Genomic DNA, 19,219 nt, shown 5'->3' on the forward strand with positions numbered 1-19,219 from the left:
TGCGCAGTCGCCGTGGCGGCTCAGGTGAGTTCGGCGAAGGTTTCGACCGCTTGTGTGCGTCCGGTGACGATGATGACGTCGCCTTTCTCCAGGACCGTCTCGGCGGTGGCATAGGTGAACTCCTCGCCGGGGCGCTTGATGCCGACCACGGTGACGCCGTGGTGGGTGCGGACGCGGCTCTCGCCCAATGGGACGCCGATGGCGAGCCTCGGCGCGACGGTCTTGGCGAGTGCGAAGTCGTCATCGAACTGGATGAAGTCGAGCATCCGGCCGGTCACGAGGTGGGCGACGCGCTCGCCCATCTCGTGCTCAGGCAGGATGACGTGGTGCACGCCTAGCCGTTCAAGGATCTGGCCGTGCTGACGGCTGACGGCCTTCGCCCAGATGTTGGTCACACCGGCCTCCAGCAGGTTCGAGGCGACCAGGATCGACGCCTGGATGTCGGTGCCGATGCCGACCACCACATGGGTGAAGTCATTTACACCCAGTTGCTCCAGGGTTCGGGGGTCGGTGCAGTCCGCAGCGGCTGCATGGGTGAGGGCGTCGCTGTACTTCTGTACCAGCCGGGCATCGGTATCGATGCCCAGGACGTCCCATCCACGGCGCGTCAGCTCGTCGGCCAGGGAGCCGCCGAATCTGCCCAGGCCGATGACGGCGATCCGGTCCGCTCCGGCCTGCCGGCGGCCGCCGCCCGCCTGCCGCTTCCCGCGCCTGCGGTGGAGGTGGTGCAGGTAATTGCTCATGGTCATCCAATGACGGGGCGTTCTTCGGGCAGTTGGAAGCGGCGCGTGCGCTCGCGCAGCGCGAGTGCCGACACCAGAGTGATGGGACCGACGCGGCCGACGAACATCAGCAGCACGAGGACGACCTGGCCGGCGGCGGGAAGATCGGCGGTGATGCCGGTGGACAGGCCGACGGTGCCGAAGGCGGAAACGGTCTCGAAGAGCACCGCCTCGAACTTCTCCTGGGTCATGGTCAGCAGTACCACGGTGGCCGATATCACCAGTCCGATGGCGAGCAGCGCCACCGTCAGCGCCTGCCGCAGCGCGGCCGGCGGGATGCGGCGGCCCATGGTCTCGGCGGCGGGCTCGCCACGCACCTCGGCGACCATGGCGACCGCGAGTACCGCGAAGGTCGTGACCTTGATGCCGCCCGCGGTGCCGGCGCTTCCGCCGCCGATGAACATCAGCACGCTGGTCACCAGCAGTGTGGCCGGGTGCAGTGCGTCGATGTCGACGGCGTTGAAGCCCGCGGTGCGGGTCATGGCCGAGTGAAAGAAGCCGCTGAGCAGTTTCTCGCCGGTACCGAACGGGCCGAGGGTCGCACCGTTGGACCACTCCAGCGCACAGGTGAGAGCCGCCCCGACGGCCAGCAGGACCGCGGTGGTCGTCAGGGTGAGCTTGGCGTGCAGCGACCAGCCACGCCGACCGCTCACCCGCCGCCGGTGCCGGTACCGCAATACCTCCAGCAACACCGGGAAACCCAGGCCGCCGCAGATGACGGCCGCAGCGACCGGCACTGTCACCCACGGGTCGGTGGCGTAGCGGGTGAGACTGTCCACGTGCAGTCCGAAGCCCGCGTTGTTGAAGGCGGAAATGGCGTGGAAGAGCGCGGAGTAGACGGACTCGCCCACACCCTGGTCGTAGCCGAAACGGAAACGCAGCGCCAGCAGCGCCGCCACCGACAACTCCACGATCAGCGTGGTGCCCGCCACGCCCAGGAGCACCCGGCGTACGTCGCCCAAGCCGAGGGTCTTCGTCTCCACTTGCGCGGTCAGTTGCAGGCGCAGCCGGAGTCTGCCGGCGACGAGCAATGCCAGCAGCGATGCCAAGGTCATGATCCCGAAGCCACCGACCTGGATCAGTGCCAGGATCACGCCCTCGCCGAAGGCGCTCCAGTGGGTTCCGGTGTCCACCACCGTCAGGCCCGTCACGCACACCGCTGAGGTGGCGGTGAACAACGACGGCACGAAGCCCGTCGCAGAGCGATCCTCGGCCGCCACCGGCAGCGACAACAGCAGCGTGCCGATGAGGACGACCAGACCGAACGCCAGAACGACCAGTCGCGCGGGGTGCGTGGCCAGCAGGGAACGGCTGGTCGAACGCAGCCAGCCTCGCACAGCGGCCCCCTTCCCTGCCCGGGGCGGCTGGCGCAACCGGCGTCAGGACTCCGTCAGCAAACCATCAACATCCGGTTCCACACCCTAGCCGCCACCACGATGCCGAACCATGCACATTTCACGGCCTGCTCGCCCGTCTGATCTGAAAGCACCTTTCCCAGGTCCGGCAGTTGTCGGTCGCCCCGAGGCGAAGGCCGGGGAAGGGACGGTCGCACGCGGCGGACCTGGAGAGCGGAGAAAGTCGGGCAGCACTCGTCGTCGGGTGTCCGCGATTACGCGCAAGGCGGCGGCCGGCGGACAGCAGCCCCGGGAGCATGCGGGGGCGCGGGCGCAGCAGCCGGCGTCGTGCTCGCAGCAAGAGTGACCGGAATGCGTGGACGATCTTCCGCGTGGACACGACGGCCCCGGACTACTGGCACGAACGCCGAGTGCTTCGGGCTGCCGCGGGCCCGATGTTCTGCACGTACGGTGGTGCTCCGCTACGGTCTGCACCGCTACATCCTGGAGACCGCCGCTGCCGACCATGGAATGCCCGGCTGGCCGGAAACGGGGTCCACCAGATGCACCAACACAGCACACGCGATCGTCAAGTGTCCGTATGGATTCCAAAGCTACGGTGATGTGCGTGCCCTGACATCCACGGCAACCTGCCACGCTCGGCAACAGCGGTTACGGCAGAAGGAGCGGAGCGATGGCTGGATTCTCACCGTGGGCGTCGTCGGGATACTCCCGGCCCATCCCCCGCCCCTCGACAGGAACGGCCGCCACCGTACTGGACATAAGTCTGCGGAACACGGCAACGGATACCGGTAGGCCGGCACCGCGTACGTACCGAGCAAACTCGTGAGACGCTCCCGTCCCGATGAGCAGATGTGGCGTATCGAGTGGGGCCTGGGCTTGCTCGCGGTGGTGTTGGCCGTCACCGGGATCATCACTGAGACGGTATGGGTCCTAGGTGTCGGGGCATGGATGCTGATCGCTGCTTGCCTGATCGACATGGTCTACCGGCCGTGACAGCAGACACCGCCCACGAGTACCAAGTCAGCAACCGTGCGGGCCCACTGAGTGCTCAGCCCAGCTCAGGAGGGCAGCACGGCCTGAAGGTAGGGCCTGACCGAACCGTACGTGGCAGCGGGATCGAGACGAGCCACGAGCGGTGAATGCTCCCGCCATCGGTATCGGCGCGCCTGCGACCTCACCGCGTGCGTCGGGCACGCGGGACGCGTCGCGGGCGTGTCAGACGCTGGACGGGAAGAGGCCCCGGAAGGCTCATGACGCTTGGCGCGGGCTGACGCCCCGCGGCGCCCGCTACTCTTCTTCGCGTTCGCCTTCGCCGTGATCGCCGACCCGGTCTCTTCCGTGACGTACGCGATCCAGGCCGCCCTGCGGGCCCTGCACGGCGACCTGGCCCTCCTGCTGCCCACCATGACGTTGGTCATCGGCCTGATTGTCCTTGTCATCGCGAACTACTGGCAGTTGGTGCGGCGCTTTCCCGAGGGGGGCGGTGCGGCCGCGGCCGCTGGGCGGGCCTTCGGGCCGGGCTGGACTTTTGTGCCGATCGGCGCGCTGGTGGTCGACTTCGTGCTGACCATCGGGATCTCCGTCGCGGCGGCCGGCAGCGCCGCGATCGCCGTGTTCCCCGTCATAGCGTCGGGCCGGATTCCGCTGGCCCTGGCGTTGCTCGTGGTCGTTGCCGCTCTGACGTGGTTCGGGCACGACGGACGGCTGGTGTTCGCTGCCATGACCACGTTGTTCGTGGCGATCTCGAGTACTGGCGTGTCACCGCCCCCGACGGGGTGCGCTACTACTTCGGCACCCACCGGCTGCCCGGCTGGAAGGACGGCGACACCACCACGCAGTCGGTGTGGACGGTGCCGGTCTTCGGCAACCACTCCGGGGAGCCGTGCCATGCCACCGCGTTCAAGGACTCCTGGTGCCAGCAGGCATGGCGCTGGAACCTCGACTACGTCATCGACCCGCACGGCCAGGCGCTGACGTACTACTGGGGCAAGGAGCACAAACGGGCCTTGACCCCTGATCTTGGACACACGAGACACTGGATCCTGAGGATCTGAGAACGGACATCTCGTGGTCATGAAGAACTATCCGCCGCAGTTCAAGGCGGACGCGGTCGCGCTGTACCAGTCGCGGCCCGAGGCGACGATCCGGCAGGTCGCTGCCGATCTGGGGATCAACCCCGAGACCCTGCGGAACTGGGTCCGGGCAGCTGGAGCGAGCCGGCCCCGGGGACGCCGGGCACAAGCACCGGCCGAGCCGCCGACTCCGCTGGAGGCGGAGAACGCCGCTTTGCGCAAGAAGATCCGCGAGCTGGAGGAAGAACGCGAGATCTTGCGGAAGGCCGCGAAGTATTTCGCGGGGGAGACGCGCTGGTGAACCGCTTCCAGTTCGTCGCCGACCACCAGCGCCGCTACGGCGTGAAGCGGCTGTGCACCATTCTCGGCATCGCCCGCTCCAGCTTCTACTACTGGCGCGCGACGGCTGCGGACCGGGCTGCCCGGCAGGCGACCGACGCCCGCCTCGCCGCACGGATACGAGCTGTGCACCAAGAATCGGACGGCACCTACGGGATCCCGAGAGTCACCGCCGAACTCCGCGAGGCCGGCGAACGTGTCAACCACAAGCGAGTCGCCCGCGTGATGCGGAGCATCAACCTGGCAGGTGTGCGGCTGCGTCGCAGGCACCGAACCACGGTCGCAGACCCTGCCGCAGCGAAGGCCCCGGACCTGACCGGCCGCAACTTCACCGCCACCGAGCCGAACACGAAGTACGTCGGCGACATCACCTATCTCCCGCTGGACGGCGGCAAGTTCCTCTACCTGGCCACCGTGATAGATCTCGCCTCGCGCCGCCTGGCTGGCTGGGCCCTGGGCGATCACATGCGCGCCGACCTCGTCACCGATGCCCTGGCCGCTGCCGAGCAGTGCCGCGGCAGCCTTGCCGGGGCAGTCCTGCACACCGACCACGGCGCCCAGTACACCAGCCGGGCGTTCGCCGAGGCGTGCCGCCAAGCCGGCGTCCGCCAGTCCATGAGCGCGATCGGCTCCAGCGCGGACAACGCGCTCGCCGAGTCCTTCAACGCGACATTCAAACGCGAGACGCTCCAAGGCCGAACAGGCTGGTCCAGCGAGCGTGAGGCCCACCTCGACACGTTCCGCTGGCTGCACCGCTACAACACCCGACGCCGCCACTCCCGCCTCGGACACCGCAGCCCGATCGCCTATGAGACAGCGTCACGAACAACATCAACTACGGTGGCACCACCCGCATAACCCGTGTCCCAGATTCGGGGTCAAGGCCCCTCGTCCATGCCCGAGATCATGACAGCCCCCGGGGAGAACCCCGAAGCTGCCCGCGGCCAGCCAGTCCTGACCATCTCGCCAGCCGTCAAGCGGTTCACGTTTGTCTGTACTTGGCGGAGCACTCAGAGGAGTACGCCGACAACTTCGCCACCTCATCGGGAAGCGTCGCGTGCACCGAGCGGCGGAACGAGGAGATCGACACCTGGAGTTTGTGCTTGTCGCGGAGTCGCTGGTGGATCGTGGAGACGGTCACCGTCCCGGGCAGGCTCTTGATGTAGTCGCGGTGCTGGTCGATGTCCGGCCAGGTCACCTGCCTGAGCCGTCTGTCGATCAGACCGGGGAACCACTCCTTGATCAGCTTCGACCAGTCGGCCCCGCTCATCGGCGGGCCGCCCGGGCTGATCCCGGCCGCTTCCGCCGGCGCCAGGTACTTCCTGACCGTCTTACGGTCTACCCCCAGCGACGCGGCCAGCTCGCTCTTCGAGCGGCCCGCGTACCAGTGCACGTAGATCTCGGTGATGTCGACCACGACGAACGTTCTCTCGCCATCCGGGCTGCCCATCGGCCATCCGAACCACGGAACGAGAAACTTGAGCAGTTCCGCGACGACCAGGTCCCTCGATCTCGACTTCCGCGCTACCCATGGCCAATTAGGAGAATTCAGGATGCAGAATTACATGACGCTCAAACCACCCAACCTGGGGAAAAACTTGATCGCCGACAAGAGCTTCCTGGCGCTGGCCCGCTGATTGCGGGGGACCCATGGGGGAGTGTCGTAGATGGTGGTCTTGATGTCCCCGGGGGTTGCCGGGAGGCCGCGGTGTGAGTTGTCGCGGGGGTGCGGCGTAGCGGAGGGACGGCGGTGTGCTTCCGCTCGGCCCGTCGCGGGGCTTCGAGTCCGTTGGCGAGCTACCGAGTGATGATCCTTGGCCTGCCGGCGGTAGCCGAGGGCTCGGTGAAGGATCAACCTACCCGCGGGTTACTTTGCCCTTGGGGATAGAGCTGGGAGTTCGGGGCCGAAAGCCACGTGAGAGCGGCCCCCGCTTTCCGCACCTGGCCAGGGCGCGCGCTTCCGGGTCTGCCGGTGGGGGCAGCCCTCCGGCATACCCGGGAGCAGGCCCTCGGCGCACCCGCGAGCACACAGCCCATGGTCCGTTTCTGCCGTATCCGGGCACTGGCGCCCGCGGTCGAGGAGGGCGCTTACGGTCTTGCCGTCTGCCCGGCGGTGCACGGCGGTGGTGCGGGCGAGGCGGTGGACCATGGGCCAGCCGAATCCTCCGGTGCCGTCGTTCAGGTCGGGGGTGCGCATGCGCGGCGGCTGCGGGCTGTGGTCGTGCACGGCCACCTCGATGCTGTCCGGGTGCGCGGTCAGCTGAAGGGTGCAGGCGCCGCCGCCGTGGCGCAGGGCGTTGGTGACGAGCTCCGAGACGACCAGGACCACCGTCTCGGCGGCCTCGGCCGCGATCGGCGGCCGGAGTCCGCCGAGGAAGTCCCGGGTGCGTGCGCGTGGCCCGGCGAGGGACGTGGCGCAGCGGAGGGTCGCGACGTCGAGGCTCATCGTGTCCATCAGGTCCCCCTGGCTTTGGATCATCCACGCCCGGTCCTGTCTGTCCGGGGCTTGTGCCCCGCTCTGCGGCCCGCAAACCGGGGGCGACCCCGGTTTCCCTCGCTGACCGGGGCCGATCACCTCACCACCGGGCACACGAAAATCTATGTTGGCTGGAGTAGACATTGGGCGGTGGTGTGGGTATGGTTTCTCTCGTAACCAGAGATCAGTGAGGTCTGGCAGAGACGAACTGCCGACCGGCAGTACCCGCAGTTGCAGTGCGCAGGACGGTGCGGTGGTGGAGTTCCGAAGCCAGGTTGTCGCAGGACGGCGACGGGACTGACGACCGGACCGGGTGGCCCGCAGGATCAAGGGCCGCCGTGAGCAGTACCGCAGTTCAGCAAGTGCAGTTCGCAGTATCAGCAGTAGGCAAGTGGCAGATCCCAGAGGGAAGAAACGGAGGAGCCAGGCACCATCAGGATCGCCCGGGCGCACGTCTGAGCCCGGGTACCGCAGGACATCGATAGTGAGGTGGTCTCCGGTCAAGCAACCGCGATCCCTGCGCCCCGACAGCGTCCTGATCGGGTCCGCGCACAGAAGGCCGGCGCCGTGTCAGGGCCGGCAGATGGTGTAAACAGCCCCTTCGGGGCCCTGGTGCCGCACGGCACCAGGGCCCCTCCACGCATGCCACCCCCACCCATCCCGCCCCCGTATTCCACCCCGATGCATTCACCAAGAGGTGCGATGACAGCAGATGATTCGTTCGGCCGTCTCGACGACGACGACTACCCCGCCTACACCATGGGCCGGGCCGCCGAGATGCTCGGCACCACCCCGGGCTTCCTCCGGGCCCTCGGCGAACACCGCCTGATCACCCCCCTGCGCTCCGAAGGCGGTCACCGCCGCTACTCCCGCTACCAACTGCGCATCGCCGCCCGCGCCCGCGAACTCGTCGACGGCGGCACGGCCATCGAAGCCGCCTGCCGCATCGTGATCCTGGAAGACCAGCTCGAAGAAGCCCAGCGCATCAACGCCGAACACCACCGCACCGACGGAACTTCACCCGCGGCCTGAGACCGCCGGAACCCCCCACTGGCCGGAACCGCGGCCACCCACCCACACATGCTGCCCGGGACGCACAGCGTTCCGGGCAACTGCGTCCCGGCCCTGGGACACCAGACCCCAGACAGCGCCCCCCGGCCTTGGGCCCCGGACATACGAAAGCCAGCCCGGCCCCCACCGGAGGAGGCCAGCCCGGCGCCTTCACCGAGCCCCAGCAGCAGCGGCATCCCGCACCCACTTCGTACAGTTGGGAGGTATGGCAGAGACCTCCCCCGCTCCCTCCCGGCGCGATGCGGCCCCCGACCAGGCCCGCGCGATGATCGTCGCCGCGGCCCTTCCCCTCGTCATCGAGTACGGCGCCTCCGTGTCCACGGCGAAGATCGCGCGCGCCGCAGGCATTGGAGAGGGCACGATTTTCCGGGCCTTCGCCGATAAAGACGCCCTGCTCGCGGCCTGCATAACCGAGGCGGTACGGCCCGACGACACCCTCGTCTACCTGGAATCGATCGCACTGGACCAGCCACTGGCGGCCCGGCTCACCGAGGCGGCCGAGGTGATGCGCGGCTACATAACGCGCGTGATCGCCGTTACCGGCGTCCTCACGTCGGCCGGGGGACCGGAACGCTCTGCACCTGCCAATCCCGCCAAGGACGGCCCTTTCCCGGATCCCGGCACAGCCCTGGCCGCCCTGTTCGGCCCCGACCAGGACTCCCTGCGGTTGGCCCCGGAACGGCTCGCGGACGCCTTCCAGATGCTGCTCATGTCTGCCGGTCGCCCCGGCGCCCCGGATCCGCTGACCACTGAAGAACTGGTGGACCTCTTCCTCAACGGCGCGCTCACGATCCCGGGGGAGGCCCGGTAACGACAAATGACACGTACGACCCGCTCGTGCCCCGGCGCCGGACGGCGATCACGTTTGCCCTGCTGGGCTGCGCCTTCCTGGCCATGCTGGACGGAACCGTAGTCGGCACCGCGCTGCCGCGCATCGTCAAGCAGATCGGCGGTGACGGTTCCTGGTACGTCTGGCTCGTCACCGCCTGATCCGCGAACTCCAACAGCCTCCCGGACGGAGGGACTCATCCGGATGTGGTGCTCGGCATGGCGGGCGGTCCGATCATCGGCGGCCTGCTGGCCGACCACGCCGGCTGCCGCTGGGCGTTCTGGCTCAACCTCCCCATCGGCCTCGCCGCCTCGGCCGGTACGCCTACGACAGCGGACGCCTGGCCGATGCCGAGAAGCGCTTCACCACCTCCCAGCGGGCCTCGGCGACCGGCGGCGTGGCCACCATGAACGCGAGCGCGCTCGCGTTCTGGGCCAGCCTCCGCTACGCCGCGGGTGACCCCTCCGGTGCCTTCGGCCTTATCGAGCGGGCCCTGGACCGAAACAAGATCACCTCCGGGCGGGTGCTGGCCATGCTCCACGCCCGCGCCGCCCGCGCACACTCCCAAGCTGGCGAGCCCACGGCCGCCTACCGCCAGGCCCGGCCCGTCGCCGACTTCTTCGACCTCACCGGCGTGCGGGCGGCGGAGCTGTGCGGGGTGTGTATGGGGGACGTGCACTGGGAGAACGGCCAGGGGGCCGGTTCGTCGCGGACGCCCGCGAAGCAGATGGTCCGTCCGCTCATCTGCAGCAGTGTGGGCCCGACCGGAACGCGTCGGTCGGGCCCACACTGCTGTCCGGGTGTCGGCTCATGCCTGTTTGCCCTGGCCAGCGGGCATGGGAGTGCCGAGCACCGCGCAGGCTTCTTGGAGTGGGCTGAGGATGCGTACGGGTGCGGCCTCGGGGAGGGTACGGCAGGTGAAGCCGAGCCGCGTCATGGCCCGGAGGACTTCACCGGCGGTGAAGTCACGGCGGTCCTGGCGGGTGATGACCTGGCCGACTTGCTTGACGGGATAGTGGCGGCGGCCGACGGTCACGAATTCGCCGGTGCCTGGTTCGGGCTTGATGCCCTTCATCGATTCGAGCACGCCGCTCTTGGTGAGCTCGAAGGGGAAGCGGGCGATGATGCAGCGCATGTGACCCTCACAAGGGAGAAGGGGAGAACGGTCAGTCCAGGTCGAGTCGGCTTAGCAGGAGAGGGCGAGGACGCCCAGAGCTTTGCCTTGGTCGTCGACCACCGGCAGGGCCCCGAGCCGGCGGGGGCACATCGCGTGCCCGGCTTCGGCCATCGTGGCCGCGGGGGAGGTGAACGGCGCGTGGTCGCTGAGAATGTCGCGCGAGCGGACGCTGTCCGTGTAAGCGGGGCTGTCGCGGACGGCGGCAAGTTCGGTCCGGGTGACAAGACCGGTGCCCTGGTCGTCGTGGTCGCAGCCGACGCGCCGGTCCGCGCATGCGGCGGTCATGACGGACAGCGCCACCTCGACACTCATGTCGTCACAGACCCGCGGTCCGGCCGCGTCCATGACCTCGGTCGGCTTCCTGTGCGCGGGGGCGGCGATCGCCGGGCGGGGCTGCTTCTGAACCGGTGTCAAGAGGTGTCTCCTGCAGAGAGGGGTCAGCTTCCTGATCACGAAGGTTCTAGGCTGCCGCGTCGAAGACGGGTTTGCGTGCGGGCGCGCGCCGGGTCGCCGAAGCGGGGCGGCGTCGGCCCCGGGAAGAGGCGCTGCGCTTGGGGCGTTCGACCACCGGGCCGCTGATGACGACGGGGATGCCGGACGGGACCTGGGCGCCGGTGATCCGGTGCAGGGACTCGTCGCCCGCGCGAACCTGGGTGGTCTGCGGCCGGATTCCGGCGTCCGACATGAGGCGGGCCATGCCGCGGCGCTGGTTCGGGGTGACGAGGGTGACGACGCTGCCGGACTCGCCGGCGCGGGCGGTACGACCGCCGCGGTGGAGATAGTCCTTGTGATCGGTCGGCGGATCGACGTTCACGACGAGGTCGAGGTTGTCGACGTGGATGCCGCGCGCCGCGACGTTGGTCGCTACCAGCACGCTGACATGCCCCGTCTTGAACTGCGCCAGCGTGCGGGTGCGCTGCGGCTGCGACTTTCCGCCGTGCAGCGCGGCGGCCCGGATCCCGCTGTTGAGCAGGTCCTGGGTGAGCCGGTCGACGGCGTGCTTGGTGTCCAGGAACATGATCACGCGGCCGTCGCGGGCGGCGATCTCGGTCGTGGCGGCGTGCTTGTCGGCGCCGTGGACGTGCAGGACGTGGTGCTCCATCGTCGTGACCGCACCGGCCGACGGGTCGACCGAATGCACGACGGGATCGGTCAGATAGCGGCGCACCAGCCGGTCGACGTTACGGTCCAAGGTGGCGGAGAACAGCATCCGCTGCCCCTCCGGACGCACCTGGTCGAGCAGCGCCGTGACTTGCGGCATGAACCCCATGTCAGCCATCTGGTCGGCCTCGTCCAGCACCGTGATGCCCACCTGGTTCAGCCGGCAGTCGCCACGGTCGATGAGGTCCTTGAGCCGGCCCGGGGTCGCGACGACGACCTCGGCCCCGCTTCGCAGCGCGCCGGCCTGCCTGCCGATCGACATCCCGCCCACCGCCGTAGCCAGCCGCAGCCTGACGGAGCGGGCATACGGAGTGAGCGCATCCGTCACCTGCTGCGCCAGCTCACGCGTGGGTACCAGGATCAGCCCCAGCGGCTGGCGGGGCTCAGCACGCTGCCCGGCGGTACGAGCGAGCAAGGCGAGGCCGAAGGCAAGGGTCTTGCCGGAACCGGTGCGTCCGCGCGCCAGGACGTCACGGCCCGCCAGGGAGTTCGGCAGCGTCGTGCCCTGGATCGGGAACGGTGTGCCCACACCCTGCCTGCCGAGCTCGGCCAGCAGCTGCTCGGGCATGGAGAGATCGGCGAAGCGCTCAACGGCGGGCAGTGCGGGGGTGATCGTCGTGGGGAGCGCGAACTCACCCTGCGCTGCGGCGCTCCGGTGGCCGTAACCACCGGAACGGGCCGGCCCGGCGGAACGGCGCGTTGCCTGCGAGCCGAAGCGGCTGCCGCCCCTCCCTGCGTTGGCACTGCCCCCTCGGGTGCGGGCCGAGCGGTCGTTCGTGCGTGTGCGGTTCATACGGAACCTTCCTCGATGCGGCGCATATCAAGGAATCCCCCGCAGCGACGAGCGGCATGGAGAATTGCAGGTATGGGCCGATGGAAATAGAAAGCACTCTGGCCGACGGAAATCCATGTGGGCGTAGGTGCTGAAATAGGTGGCGCGTGGGGCGTAAGAATCCGGGCGCCGACTTCGGTGTAGCTCTTCAGGGCGTGTCTGCATCCCCAAACGGGGATCCATGCCCAGCGAAACTGCGAATTCCTCCGCGTCGTCCCGCCTGTGAAACCGCCGAGGGAAACGTGCGCGGCTGGGGCCCACACCCCGAAGGATGCGGGCCCCAGCTGCAAAATGTGTGTCAGTGTCAGGCCGGAACGATGTTCTCGGCCGTCGGGCCCTTCTGGCCCTGCGCGATGTCGAAGTTCACCTTCTGACCTTCGAGCAGCTCACGGAAGCCCTGGGCGGCGATGTTCGAGTAGTGGGCGAACACGTCGGGGCCGCCACCGTCCTGCTCGATGAAGCCGAATCCCTTTTCCGAGTTGAACCACTTCACGGTACCAGCAGCCATGTCATATCTCCTTGGGGCAGTGCATCGGCATCCGCACCGCGCGGATGCCGTGTCGCCGCGATGATTACCCTGCCCCGGAAAATGACCGGAAATACAAAACGCTCCCGTCGGCAGGAGCCGAGTGGGGGCACTTGAAGTTTTGGGAACCACAACTGCAACTGAGATCGAGAGTAGCACGCCGCAGCAGCCCTCGGCGGTTGAATAATTACACTCCGCTCACTGCGGCAAGAACTCTCATCATGCGGCCCGTCAAACTCTCATCTCGCTAGCACAGATATTGACCAATTCCGAGCGGAACGTACTCACCACCGGCCACGCGGCAACCGGTCAGTGCCCGAGGTGGCGCAGGCAGTCCTCGAACGTCGCGTGCGTCGCGTCCGCGGGACCGGCGTGCCGGTTGTACCAAGCAGTGTCCAGGCGGGTCTCGTGCTGTTGGTGGCCTGCCCGGCACCGCGGTCAGACCTGACCACGTGTGGACAGGATCAACCAGTCCCGGTATGCACCGCACTCGGTACAGGTCACTCAGTAGGACCTTTTGGTTCCGCTGTCGGAGCGTCCCGTACGAACTGCGTGCGGGGGAGGCCGCCGTGGTGTGGATGGTGAGTTCGGTGTTCTGCCCGTGGCGGGCTCCGGGGTGTCCAGGGGCAGGTGTGCCGTGCGGCGCAACCGCCATACGAGAACGTCGCCGACGGACTCCGCGGTGCCCAGTTCACGGCGTCCGGCGGTTTGGGCCAGGAGGGCGGACGGGTCGTGGCCGGCTTGTTGGGCATCGGCGAGGGCGGCGGCGAGGGCGTACCAGCCGGGTTCGCTGAGGATCTGCTCGGCCAGTTCCGGTAGGGCCTCGCGGAGCTGGGCGGCATGGAGATGCTGCCGCGGTGGCGGAAGGCGCCGGCCGCGCTGTGCCAGAGTCGACAGCGGTGCAGGGGCGGCGGCCCGGTAGGCGGAACGAAGGTGTTGGGCGGATTGGCGGGCGGCCTCGGCTCCCCGGAGGACGCGGCACGAGTTCGGATCAGCAGGCCCGCGGCTGCGAGCCGGTCGAGGAACTCGTCCTCGCCGGCCGTGCCGGCCACGGCCTGCCGTACGGTTTCGCGGAGTTCTTCGCGGGCGGTGCGCTCGCGGCCCTGGCGTCTGGCTTTGTGGTGTTCGGCGCTGGTGGGCCGCTGTGCGGCGGTGCCGTCGCCGGGGGCGACCTGGTGGAGGCCGGGTTCCTTTTCGATGAGCCGGGCTTCGGCCTGGGCTCGTGCGCCGGAGCGGTAGTCGTCGGGGCGGTGGCCGTCTTCGGTGACGAGGGTGGCGACGATGTGGATGTGGTCGTTCGCGTGCCGTATGGCGGCCCAGCGGCAGCCGGGCTGTCCGTCGCCGGGGTCGATGCCGGTGGCGGCGATGATACGGCGGGCGATGTCGGCCCGTTCCTCGTCGGACAGGGTCCGATCCCTCGGGTCGGCGCGCACGGAGGCGTGCCACACGTGCTTGGCCGGGCGGGCGTGCGCGGCGAGGGCCATCACGGGCTGGTCGAGGAGTTGCTGGAGGTCCTTGAGGGTGGCGTCCGGGTCGCGGCCGGGGTCGGGGGACATGCCGTCGAATGAGGCCACGAGGTGTTCCGCGCCGAGACTGCTGTCGGCGTTGGCGGTCCGGATCGTCGAGTCTTCGTCGAACCGGCGTAAGCCTCGAAGAGGGCGGTGGTCGAGCCGCCGCCGGGATCGTCCAGGACACCCGTCTTCGTCGGTCACCGATGAGTCCTGGCGGTGCATCGGGTCTGTCCTTGCATGAATCTCCTTTACGCTGACGTCTCCGTCTCCCGTGACGGCCGCGACACACCACTGGCACCCCCGACTGGGGAGATCCGATGACCACTGTCCACGCCAACGGGGTCGACCTGGGCATCGAGTCCTTCGGTGCCGACGACGCGCCGCTCGTCCTTCTCGCGGGCGGGACCACGATGCTCTCCTGGCCCGACGCGCTCTGCGAGCGGCTTGCTGCCGGAGGGCGGCGGGTGGTGCGGTACGACCTGCGCGACAGCGGCGAGTCGACGACCGCGGATCCGGATGCGCCCGCCTACACCCTGCGCGACCTCGCCGCGGACGCGGCGGCCCTCGTCGACGTGCTGGGCGGGGGGCCCGCGCATCTGGCGGGGATCGGTGTCGGCGGGATGGTTGCTCAGGTGGCCGTGCTCGACCACCCCCGTGCGTTCTCGGCGCTCACCCTGGCCGGCACCCGCGCGGTCGCGCCCGGGCCGCCCGACGACGACCTCCCCGACCACGACGAGGCGACGATGAGCCGGATGTTCGGGCAGCCGATGCCCGACTGGAGCGACCGTGACGCGGTGGTGGAGTTCACCGCCGCCGGGGCGGCGATCCTCGGCGACGACCCCGCCGCCGCGCGCGCGACCGGGGCGCGCATCTGGGACCGTACCCCCGGCACCGCACCCCCGGTCCAGATGGCGAATCACCTGGGCATGGTGTTCTCGAAGCTCGACTGCACACCCCGCTGGCGCGAGCGGCTGCCCCGGATCGACATCCCCACGCTCGTCGTCCACGGCCGTCGCGACCTGTTCTTCCCGGTGGGCAACGGCGAGGCCATCGCGCGCGAGATCCCCGGTGCCCGGCTGCTCGTGCTGGAGAAGGCCGCCACCGCGATCCCCGACGCAGCGGCCGGTGAGGTCGCCGACGCGATGCTCGCACTGGGCTAGCACGCCGGGGCGGGGGCGCGGCCGGCCGCCGTACGGGCGCGGGGTCCACGGTTCGGGTCTGTACGGCCGCCGTACGGTCAGGCGCCCGTGCCCCACCACCGTCCCCGGACCGCAGGGGCCGGCCGGCCCCGACTGCCCTGACGGCTGCACCCTCCGGCCGCCCACGTGCGGCGCAGCGGTCGGCCTGCGTGGTCTCACATCCGCGATCTCAGCACGTCGACCTCGCAGCCCGGCGCGGAGGGGTCGAAGCCGTGCTCCACAAGCCAGCGAACCCCCAGCAGGCTTCGCAACGACCACCACGCCCGGATCACGTCGAGGTCGACATCGGTGCCGTAGCCGGCGACGACGTCCCCGAGGTGCTCCTCATGCCCGAGCGTCAAGGTGGCGAGGTCGAACAGGGCATTACCCGGGCCCGCCTCGGACCAGTCGATGATGCCTGTGACCTCGTCGCCGTCGACGAAGACGTGCTCGATCTGCAGGTCGCCGTGCGCGAAGACCGCAGTCCACGGCTGGAGAGCGGCCTCGGCGACCTGGCGATTGCGGGTGACCAGGCCGGCGGGCAGGATGCCGTTCGTCACGAGCAGCTCGCACTCGCGGTCGAGTTCCGCCGCCACCTCGTCGGGACCCCGGCGGCGCCGGCCGGGCCAGGGCGGCAACGGCGCCTCGTGCAACTTCCGGACGGCGGCACCCGCCGCGGCCCACGCCGCCGGGGACGCGGTCGACGGCTCACCGAGGCGGCCGAGTGCCGTCCCCGGGACGGCGGCAAGCGCGAGCACGGACGGCTTGCGCCACAGGACCTCCGGAGTCGGGACCGGCACCAAGGCCATCGCCTCAACCTCGACGTCGATGCGCGCCTGATCGGTGTCCACCTTCAGGAACACGTCACCGACACGCAGGGTCGTGCGCTCGGAATGGGCAACGACGACCTTGACCTCATCCATGGGCGACCAGTATCCCGGGGACGACCGTCGACGGCGCAGGGTTTGTCGCGTGCGATGACGCGGCCGACCACGTCCCCGCCGCCCCGCGGCCTCGTGCGCGGCACCGACCGCCGACCGGTCGAGCCCACCGTCCTGCCCGGCCGCATCAGATGGCCATCGCCTCCTGAATCCAGCGCCGCACCCGGTACGGAAACCACCACACCATCGGTCCGACATCCCCGACGAGCCGTTCGGACCGGAAGGTGTCGAGGATGGCCGCAGGCACTGCCGACGCCGGTGCTCCCTGGGCGAGCAGCCTGATGGCCTCCTGGTACTCGGGCTCGTCCACGGTGAAACGGAGGAGTTCGCCCCAGCGCCGGTCCCGGATCTGGATGAAGCCCGGCCCCTGCCGCCAGAGGCACTTGCACAGGTAGTGCTCCTTGCGCCACGTACGCAGCGCGGACTCCGGGTCGGGCGGCCCGGACAGGGACAGGGGCGGCTGGAGGTGGTTGAGCGGGCGCCAGGCGTCGGCCTCCGGCGCGGTGCGCAGTTCCCATTCGACGTAGACGGCGTGCGCCGTCAGCTCCCGCACCAGGCACAGCGTGCGCACCGTGCGGGCGGCGGTCGCGGGGTCCTCGTTTGTTGTCGGCCGCAGGTCGGTGGAGCCGGGCAGGCGGACACGCCGGGCGCCGCTTTGCCAGAGGCGGGCGGCGGTCTGGGCGGGCGGGCCGGATGCCTCCAGCTCACCAAGTGACATGCCGGGCAGGCCGGCGGCCTCGGGTTCGAAGTCGCGCCAGGCGGTGACGGTGTCCATCGTGCTCCTCGGTGCCGGGGCGGGCGGATGCGGGACGGGGGCGGGGAGACGGGGCGGCGGCGAGGGCCGCCTCAGGGGGCGGCGACCGGCGCCGGCGCCGGGGCCTCGGCGGCGGTCGCCTCTTCCGTGGCGGCCGTTGCCCGGCGCATGAACTCCAGGCGCAGGAGGTCCTCGTTGACGGCGGCCGGGGCGATGTGCACGTACTGGCCGGCGTCCGTGAAGACCACGCCCCAGTCCAGCCACCGCTCCAGCAGCTCCCGGACGGCCGCCTCGTCGACGAGGGCGTCCGTGCCGTCCGCGCCCCCACCGGAGTCCGCGGCGAGCCGTTCGGTGATCTTCCGGGCCAGGGCTGAGGGGTGGTGCGGCTGGTCCAGCAGCCGGAAGGCGGCCAGCTCCACGGGATGGGTCAGCTCCCTGGTACGCCAGTCGAACGCCCGCCTGCGGCTGACGAGTACGATCCGGTCGCCGAGGTCGGTGTGGGTGAGCCGGCTGGCGGCGAACGCCCCGTGCCAGGCCTTGATGCCCTCGTTGAGCCGCTTGGCCGTCTGCTGCCCGATCCCGCGGTCGGGTGCTTCGAACACGTAGGCGAGGTCGTAGAGCTCGGATTCCGGCAGGTCGTAGGTGAAGCGGTACTGGATGTCCGGGCGCAGCGCCGCGAAGCCGAGTTCCGGGCGGTTGAAGTAGGGGCTGAAGCGCTCGATGGCGATGCGGGCGGAGAGGTCGACGGGCGGCCTGAGGTGTTCCAGGGCCGGGAGTTGCGCGATCACCGGGTCGTAGTCCTCGTCGCGTTCGCCGGGGAAGCCGTGCAGGTAGTTCCAGGAGACGGCGAGGCCCGCCTCGGAGCCGTCGCGCAGCATCCGTACGTTCTGACAGCCGCTCACCCCCTTGTCCATCAGGCCGAGCACACGGCTGTTGAGGCTCTCGATGCCGGGCTGGACGTAGATCATTCCCGCGTCGGCGAGGGTCTGGAGCTGGGAGCGGCGCATGTTCGCCTTGATCTCGATGTGCAGACGCAGGTCGTAGTCGCTGTCGACGATGCGCGGCAGCACCGTCCGCACGTATCCCATGTCCAGGATGTTGTCGACGACGTACATGTCGAGCACCCGGTGGGTCCGCGCGAGTTCCATGATCTCGTCGTAGAACCGTTCCGGGGCCTTGCTGCGGAACTCCATGAAGGTGCCGTTGAGCCCGCAGAAGGTGCAGTGGTGCTTCTCGCCCCACCAGCAGCCCCGGGCGCCCTCGACGACGAGTTTGGGCTCCACCCAGTGCCGTGCCGCGGAGGCGGCGAGCCGCTCGAAATAGCCCGAGTAGTCGGGGGAGGTGATGGCGGCGGGGGGAATCGGCGACGTGGCCATCGGGTTGGCCACCGAGGTGCCCCCGGCGTCCCGCCAGCACAGCCCCGGTATCGCGCGGGGGGTGCCGGATCCTTCCAGGACGTCGAGCAGCCTGGGGAACGCGGCCTCGCCCTCGCCCCGCACGACGTAGTCGACGAACGGGAAGTTGCGGTGCGCCGCGTGCCCCTGCTCCGCATCGCAGTTGGCGCCGCCCATCACGGTCGTGAGGTGCGGTGCGAGCCGCTTGACGTGTTTCGCCGCCGCCAGGGCGGCGGTGTTCTGCTGGAAGGTCGAGCAGAACCCGACCACGTCGGGCTTCCGTGCCACGATCTCGCGGGCGGTCCGCTCCACGAACTCCGGTGCGAGGGCGTGCAGTTCATGGCATCTCTCCATTCGCGCGTCGGAGAGTTTGCCGCCGAGCGCCGCGGTGAACTCCTCGGCGCGCCAGCCGGGGTCGTCGTAGAGCGCGGAGGAGAAGATCCAGTCGCCGCAGCCGAGGAAGTAGGACGAGAGGGAGTAGAACTCGTAGTCGTTCTTGTCGAACTCGGTGCGCTCGGTGATCCAGTCGGTGAATTCGAGGTTGGCGTGGTAGACCTCCGCGGTCGTACCCGGCCGGTTCTCGGTGGCGCTGCGCTTGAGGATGCCCAGCGCGAGCGAGGGCACGTCGATGGGGGACCAGGGCATGTTGACCAGCAGCACGCGCATGGGCGGACTCCTCAGGACGGTCGCTGACGGGCGGGGCGGGGCGGGCGGGCTGGCCGGTTGCCAGTCCGCGGGCGTGCGGCGGGGCTACGGTGGGCGGGCCCGGCGCTTTCGCGGGCACCGGGCCCGCCCCGGCCCGGTGGCTCAGACACCGG

Annotated in this window: 20 protein-coding genes and 4 pseudogenes; 9 read left to right on the forward strand and 15 right to left on the reverse strand. The window is 69.6% G+C overall.

The features are described 5' to 3' along the window. Window positions 1–20: 20 nt before the first annotated feature. Complete coding sequence (locus tag ABGA99_RS00465) at window positions 21–749, reverse strand: TrkA family potassium uptake protein (RefSeq protein ID WP_347578811.1); 729 nt, start codon at window positions 747–749, stop codon at window positions 21–23. After that, window positions 746–2,119 (reverse strand): potassium transporter TrkG, encoded by a 1,374-nt coding sequence (locus tag ABGA99_RS00470; RefSeq protein ID WP_347578812.1) that lies wholly within the window; start codon window positions 2,117–2,119, stop codon window positions 746–748. The genes ABGA99_RS00465 and ABGA99_RS00470 overlap by 4 nt, the downstream gene beginning before the upstream one ends. A gap of 870 nt (window positions 2,120–2,989) precedes the next feature. On the opposite strand from ABGA99_RS00470, the gene ABGA99_RS00475 reads away from it, so the two are divergent. After that, complete coding sequence (locus tag ABGA99_RS00475) at window positions 2,990–3,133, forward strand: hypothetical protein (protein ID WP_347578813.1); 144 nt, start codon at window positions 2,990–2,992, stop codon at window positions 3,131–3,133. A gap of 452 nt (window positions 3,134–3,585) precedes the next feature. Here the strand turns inward: ABGA99_RS00475 and ABGA99_RS00480 are convergent, their stop codons facing one another. Continuing rightward, window positions 3,586–3,765, reverse strand: coding sequence for a hypothetical protein (locus ABGA99_RS00480; protein ID WP_347578814.1), 180 nt, complete (start codon window positions 3,763–3,765; stop codon window positions 3,586–3,588). A gap of 150 nt (window positions 3,766–3,915) precedes the next feature. On the opposite strand from ABGA99_RS00480, the gene ABGA99_RS00485 reads away from it, so the two are divergent. Together ABGA99_RS00485 and ABGA99_RS00490 are read left to right on the forward strand one after the other, a co-directional pair. Continuing rightward, the gene (locus ABGA99_RS00485) at window positions 3,916–4,194 is read left to right on the forward strand and encodes a hypothetical protein (protein ID WP_347578815.1); all 279 of its coding nucleotides are present in this window, start codon (window positions 3,916–3,918) and stop codon (window positions 4,192–4,194) included. A 13-nt stretch (window positions 4,195–4,207) separates the two neighbouring features. After that, a protein-coding gene (locus ABGA99_RS00490) for an IS3 family transposase (protein WP_347578816.1) occupies window positions 4,208–5,409 on the forward strand; the annotation gives its coding sequence in 2 pieces (ribosomal slippage) (window positions 4,208–4,499 and window positions 4,499–5,409; 1,203 coding nt in all). A gap of 124 nt (window positions 5,410–5,533) precedes the next feature. Here ABGA99_RS00490 and ABGA99_RS00495 read toward each other — a convergent pair. Then, window positions 5,534–6,001: a hypothetical protein gene (locus ABGA99_RS00495; RefSeq protein WP_347578817.1), complete on the reverse strand. Its 468-nt coding sequence runs from the start codon at window positions 5,999–6,001 to the stop codon at window positions 5,534–5,536. Window positions 6,002–6,029: 28 nt separating this feature from the next. Here ABGA99_RS00495 and ABGA99_RS00500 point away from each other — a divergent pair, with 28 nt between their 5' ends. Then, window positions 6,030–6,188, forward strand: a complete 159-nt coding sequence (locus ABGA99_RS00500; protein ID WP_347578818.1) for a hypothetical protein — start codon at window positions 6,030–6,032, stop codon at window positions 6,186–6,188. Between the two features lie 434 nt (window positions 6,189–6,622). On the opposite strand, the pseudogene ABGA99_RS00505 reads toward ABGA99_RS00500, so the two are convergent. Then, window positions 6,623–7,006 (reverse strand): annotated as a pseudogene (locus ABGA99_RS00505) (ATP-binding protein); the annotation flags it as partial. A gap of 723 nt (window positions 7,007–7,729) precedes the next feature. On the opposite strand from ABGA99_RS00505, the gene ABGA99_RS00510 reads away from it, so the two are divergent. From ABGA99_RS00510 to ABGA99_RS00525, 4 genes and pseudogenes are all read left to right on the forward strand, one after another. Continuing rightward, the gene (locus tag ABGA99_RS00510) at window positions 7,730–8,059 is read left to right on the forward strand and encodes a MerR family transcriptional regulator (RefSeq protein WP_347578819.1); all 330 of its coding nucleotides are present in this window, start codon (window positions 7,730–7,732) and stop codon (window positions 8,057–8,059) included. A 244-nt stretch (window positions 8,060–8,303) separates the two neighbouring features. Further along, entirely contained in the window at window positions 8,304–8,909 is a 606-nt protein-coding gene (locus ABGA99_RS00515) for a TetR/AcrR family transcriptional regulator (protein ID WP_347578820.1), read from the forward strand. A gap of 26 nt (window positions 8,910–8,935) precedes the next feature. Next, a complete protein-coding gene (locus tag ABGA99_RS00520) occupies window positions 8,936–9,088 on the forward strand; it encodes a hypothetical protein (protein ID WP_347578821.1) in 153 nt (50 codons plus the stop codon). A 45-nt stretch (window positions 9,089–9,133) separates the two neighbouring features. After that, a pseudogene (locus ABGA99_RS00525) lies at window positions 9,134–9,238 on the forward strand (transporter); the annotation flags it as partial. A gap of 277 nt (window positions 9,239–9,515) precedes the next feature. Here ABGA99_RS00525 and ABGA99_RS00530 read toward each other — a convergent pair. From ABGA99_RS00530 to ABGA99_RS00560, 7 genes and pseudogenes are all read right to left on the reverse strand, one after another. Next, window positions 9,516–9,671 (reverse strand): hypothetical protein, encoded by a 156-nt coding sequence (locus tag ABGA99_RS00530; protein WP_347578822.1) that lies wholly within the window; start codon window positions 9,669–9,671, stop codon window positions 9,516–9,518. Window positions 9,672–9,735: 64 nt separating this feature from the next. Continuing rightward, on the reverse strand, window positions 9,736–10,062 hold the full coding sequence (locus ABGA99_RS00535; protein WP_347578823.1) for an SCO5918 family protein: 327 nt from the start codon (window positions 10,060–10,062) through the stop codon (window positions 9,736–9,738). A gap of 51 nt (window positions 10,063–10,113) precedes the next feature. Further along, the gene (locus ABGA99_RS00540) at window positions 10,114–10,518 is read right to left on the reverse strand and encodes a CBS domain-containing protein (RefSeq protein WP_347581910.1); all 405 of its coding nucleotides are present in this window, start codon (window positions 10,516–10,518) and stop codon (window positions 10,114–10,116) included. 46 nt (window positions 10,519–10,564) lie between these two features. Next, the gene (locus ABGA99_RS00545; RefSeq protein ID WP_347581911.1) at window positions 10,565–12,058 is read right to left on the reverse strand and encodes a DEAD/DEAH box helicase; all 1,494 of its coding nucleotides are present in this window, start codon (window positions 12,056–12,058) and stop codon (window positions 10,565–10,567) included. 343 nt (window positions 12,059–12,401) lie between these two features. Further along, on the reverse strand, window positions 12,402–12,605 hold the full coding sequence (locus tag ABGA99_RS00550) for a cold-shock protein (protein ID WP_003979255.1): 204 nt from the start codon (window positions 12,603–12,605) through the stop codon (window positions 12,402–12,404). 327 nt (window positions 12,606–12,932) lie between these two features. Beyond that, window positions 12,933–13,115 (reverse strand): annotated as a pseudogene (locus ABGA99_RS00555) (hypothetical protein); the annotation flags it as partial. 12 nt (window positions 13,116–13,127) lie between these two features. Next, a pseudogene (locus tag ABGA99_RS00560) lies at window positions 13,128–14,203 on the reverse strand (hypothetical protein); the annotation flags it as partial. Between the two features lie 248 nt (window positions 14,204–14,451). Here ABGA99_RS00560 and ABGA99_RS00565 point away from each other — a divergent pair. After that, window positions 14,452–15,294, forward strand: coding sequence for an alpha/beta hydrolase (locus tag ABGA99_RS00565; protein ID WP_347581912.1), 843 nt, complete (start codon window positions 14,452–14,454; stop codon window positions 15,292–15,294). Window positions 15,295–15,488: 194 nt separating this feature from the next. Here ABGA99_RS00565 and ABGA99_RS00570 read toward each other — a convergent pair whose 3' ends face one another. The 3 genes from ABGA99_RS00570 to ABGA99_RS00580 all read right to left on the reverse strand — a co-directional run bounded on the left by ABGA99_RS00570 (window position 15,489) and on the right by ABGA99_RS00580 (window position 19,067). Further along, the gene (locus ABGA99_RS00570) at window positions 15,489–16,235 is read right to left on the reverse strand and encodes a phosphotransferase (protein WP_347578827.1); all 747 of its coding nucleotides are present in this window, start codon (window positions 16,233–16,235) and stop codon (window positions 15,489–15,491) included. 145 nt (window positions 16,236–16,380) lie between these two features. Continuing rightward, entirely contained in the window at window positions 16,381–17,028 is a 648-nt protein-coding gene (locus tag ABGA99_RS00575; RefSeq protein ID WP_347578828.1) for a DUF5825 family protein, read from the reverse strand. Window positions 17,029–17,099: 71 nt separating this feature from the next. Further along, entirely contained in the window at window positions 17,100–19,067 is a 1,968-nt protein-coding gene (locus ABGA99_RS00580; protein WP_347581913.1) for a RiPP maturation radical SAM C-methyltransferase, read from the reverse strand. Window positions 19,068–19,219: the final 152 nt, after the last annotated feature.

It is taken from the genome of Streptomyces sp. B5E4 (assembly GCF_039871555.1).
Taxonomy (GTDB): domain Bacteria; phylum Actinomycetota; class Actinomycetes; order Streptomycetales; family Streptomycetaceae; genus Streptomyces.

Coding starts and splice junctions, on each gene's coding strand:
- ABGA99_RS00495 (WP_347578817.1), bottom strand. CDS start 6,001: ATGGGCAGCCCGGATGGCGAGAGAACGTTCGTCGTGGTCGACATCACC.
- ABGA99_RS00570 (WP_347578827.1), bottom strand. CDS start 16,235: ATGGATGAGGTCAAGGTCGTCGTTGCCCATTCCGAGCGCACGACCCTG.
- ABGA99_RS00515 (WP_347578820.1), top strand. CDS start 8,304: ATGGCAGAGACCTCCCCCGCTCCCTCCCGGCGCGATGCGGCCCCCGAC.
- ABGA99_RS00550 (WP_003979255.1), bottom strand. CDS start 12,605: ATGGCTGCTGGTACCGTGAAGTGGTTCAACTCGGAAAAGGGATTCGGC.
- ABGA99_RS00580 (WP_347581913.1), bottom strand. CDS start 19,067: ATGCGCGTGCTGCTGGTCAACATGCCCTGGTCCCCCATCGACGTGCCC.
- ABGA99_RS00465 (WP_347578811.1), bottom strand. CDS start 749: ATGACCATGAGCAATTACCTGCACCACCTCCACCGCAGGCGCGGGAAG.
- ABGA99_RS00480 (WP_347578814.1), bottom strand. CDS start 3,765: ATGACGGGGAACACGGCGATCGCGGCGCTGCCGGCCGCCGCGACGGAG.
- ABGA99_RS00475 (WP_347578813.1), top strand. CDS start 2,990: ATGTGGCGTATCGAGTGGGGCCTGGGCTTGCTCGCGGTGGTGTTGGCC.
- ABGA99_RS00575 (WP_347578828.1), bottom strand. CDS start 17,028: ATGGACACCGTCACCGCCTGGCGCGACTTCGAACCCGAGGCCGCCGGC.
- ABGA99_RS00545 (WP_347581911.1), bottom strand. CDS start 12,058: ATGAACCGCACACGCACGAACGACCGCTCGGCCCGCACCCGAGGGGGC.
- ABGA99_RS00530 (WP_347578822.1), bottom strand. CDS start 9,671: ATGAGCGGACGGACCATCTGCTTCGCGGGCGTCCGCGACGAACCGGCC.
- ABGA99_RS00510 (WP_347578819.1), top strand. CDS start 7,730: ATGACAGCAGATGATTCGTTCGGCCGTCTCGACGACGACGACTACCCC.
- ABGA99_RS00565 (WP_347581912.1), top strand. CDS start 14,452: ATGACCACTGTCCACGCCAACGGGGTCGACCTGGGCATCGAGTCCTTC.
- ABGA99_RS00535 (WP_347578823.1), bottom strand. CDS start 10,062: ATGCGCTGCATCATCGCCCGCTTCCCCTTCGAGCTCACCAAGAGCGGC.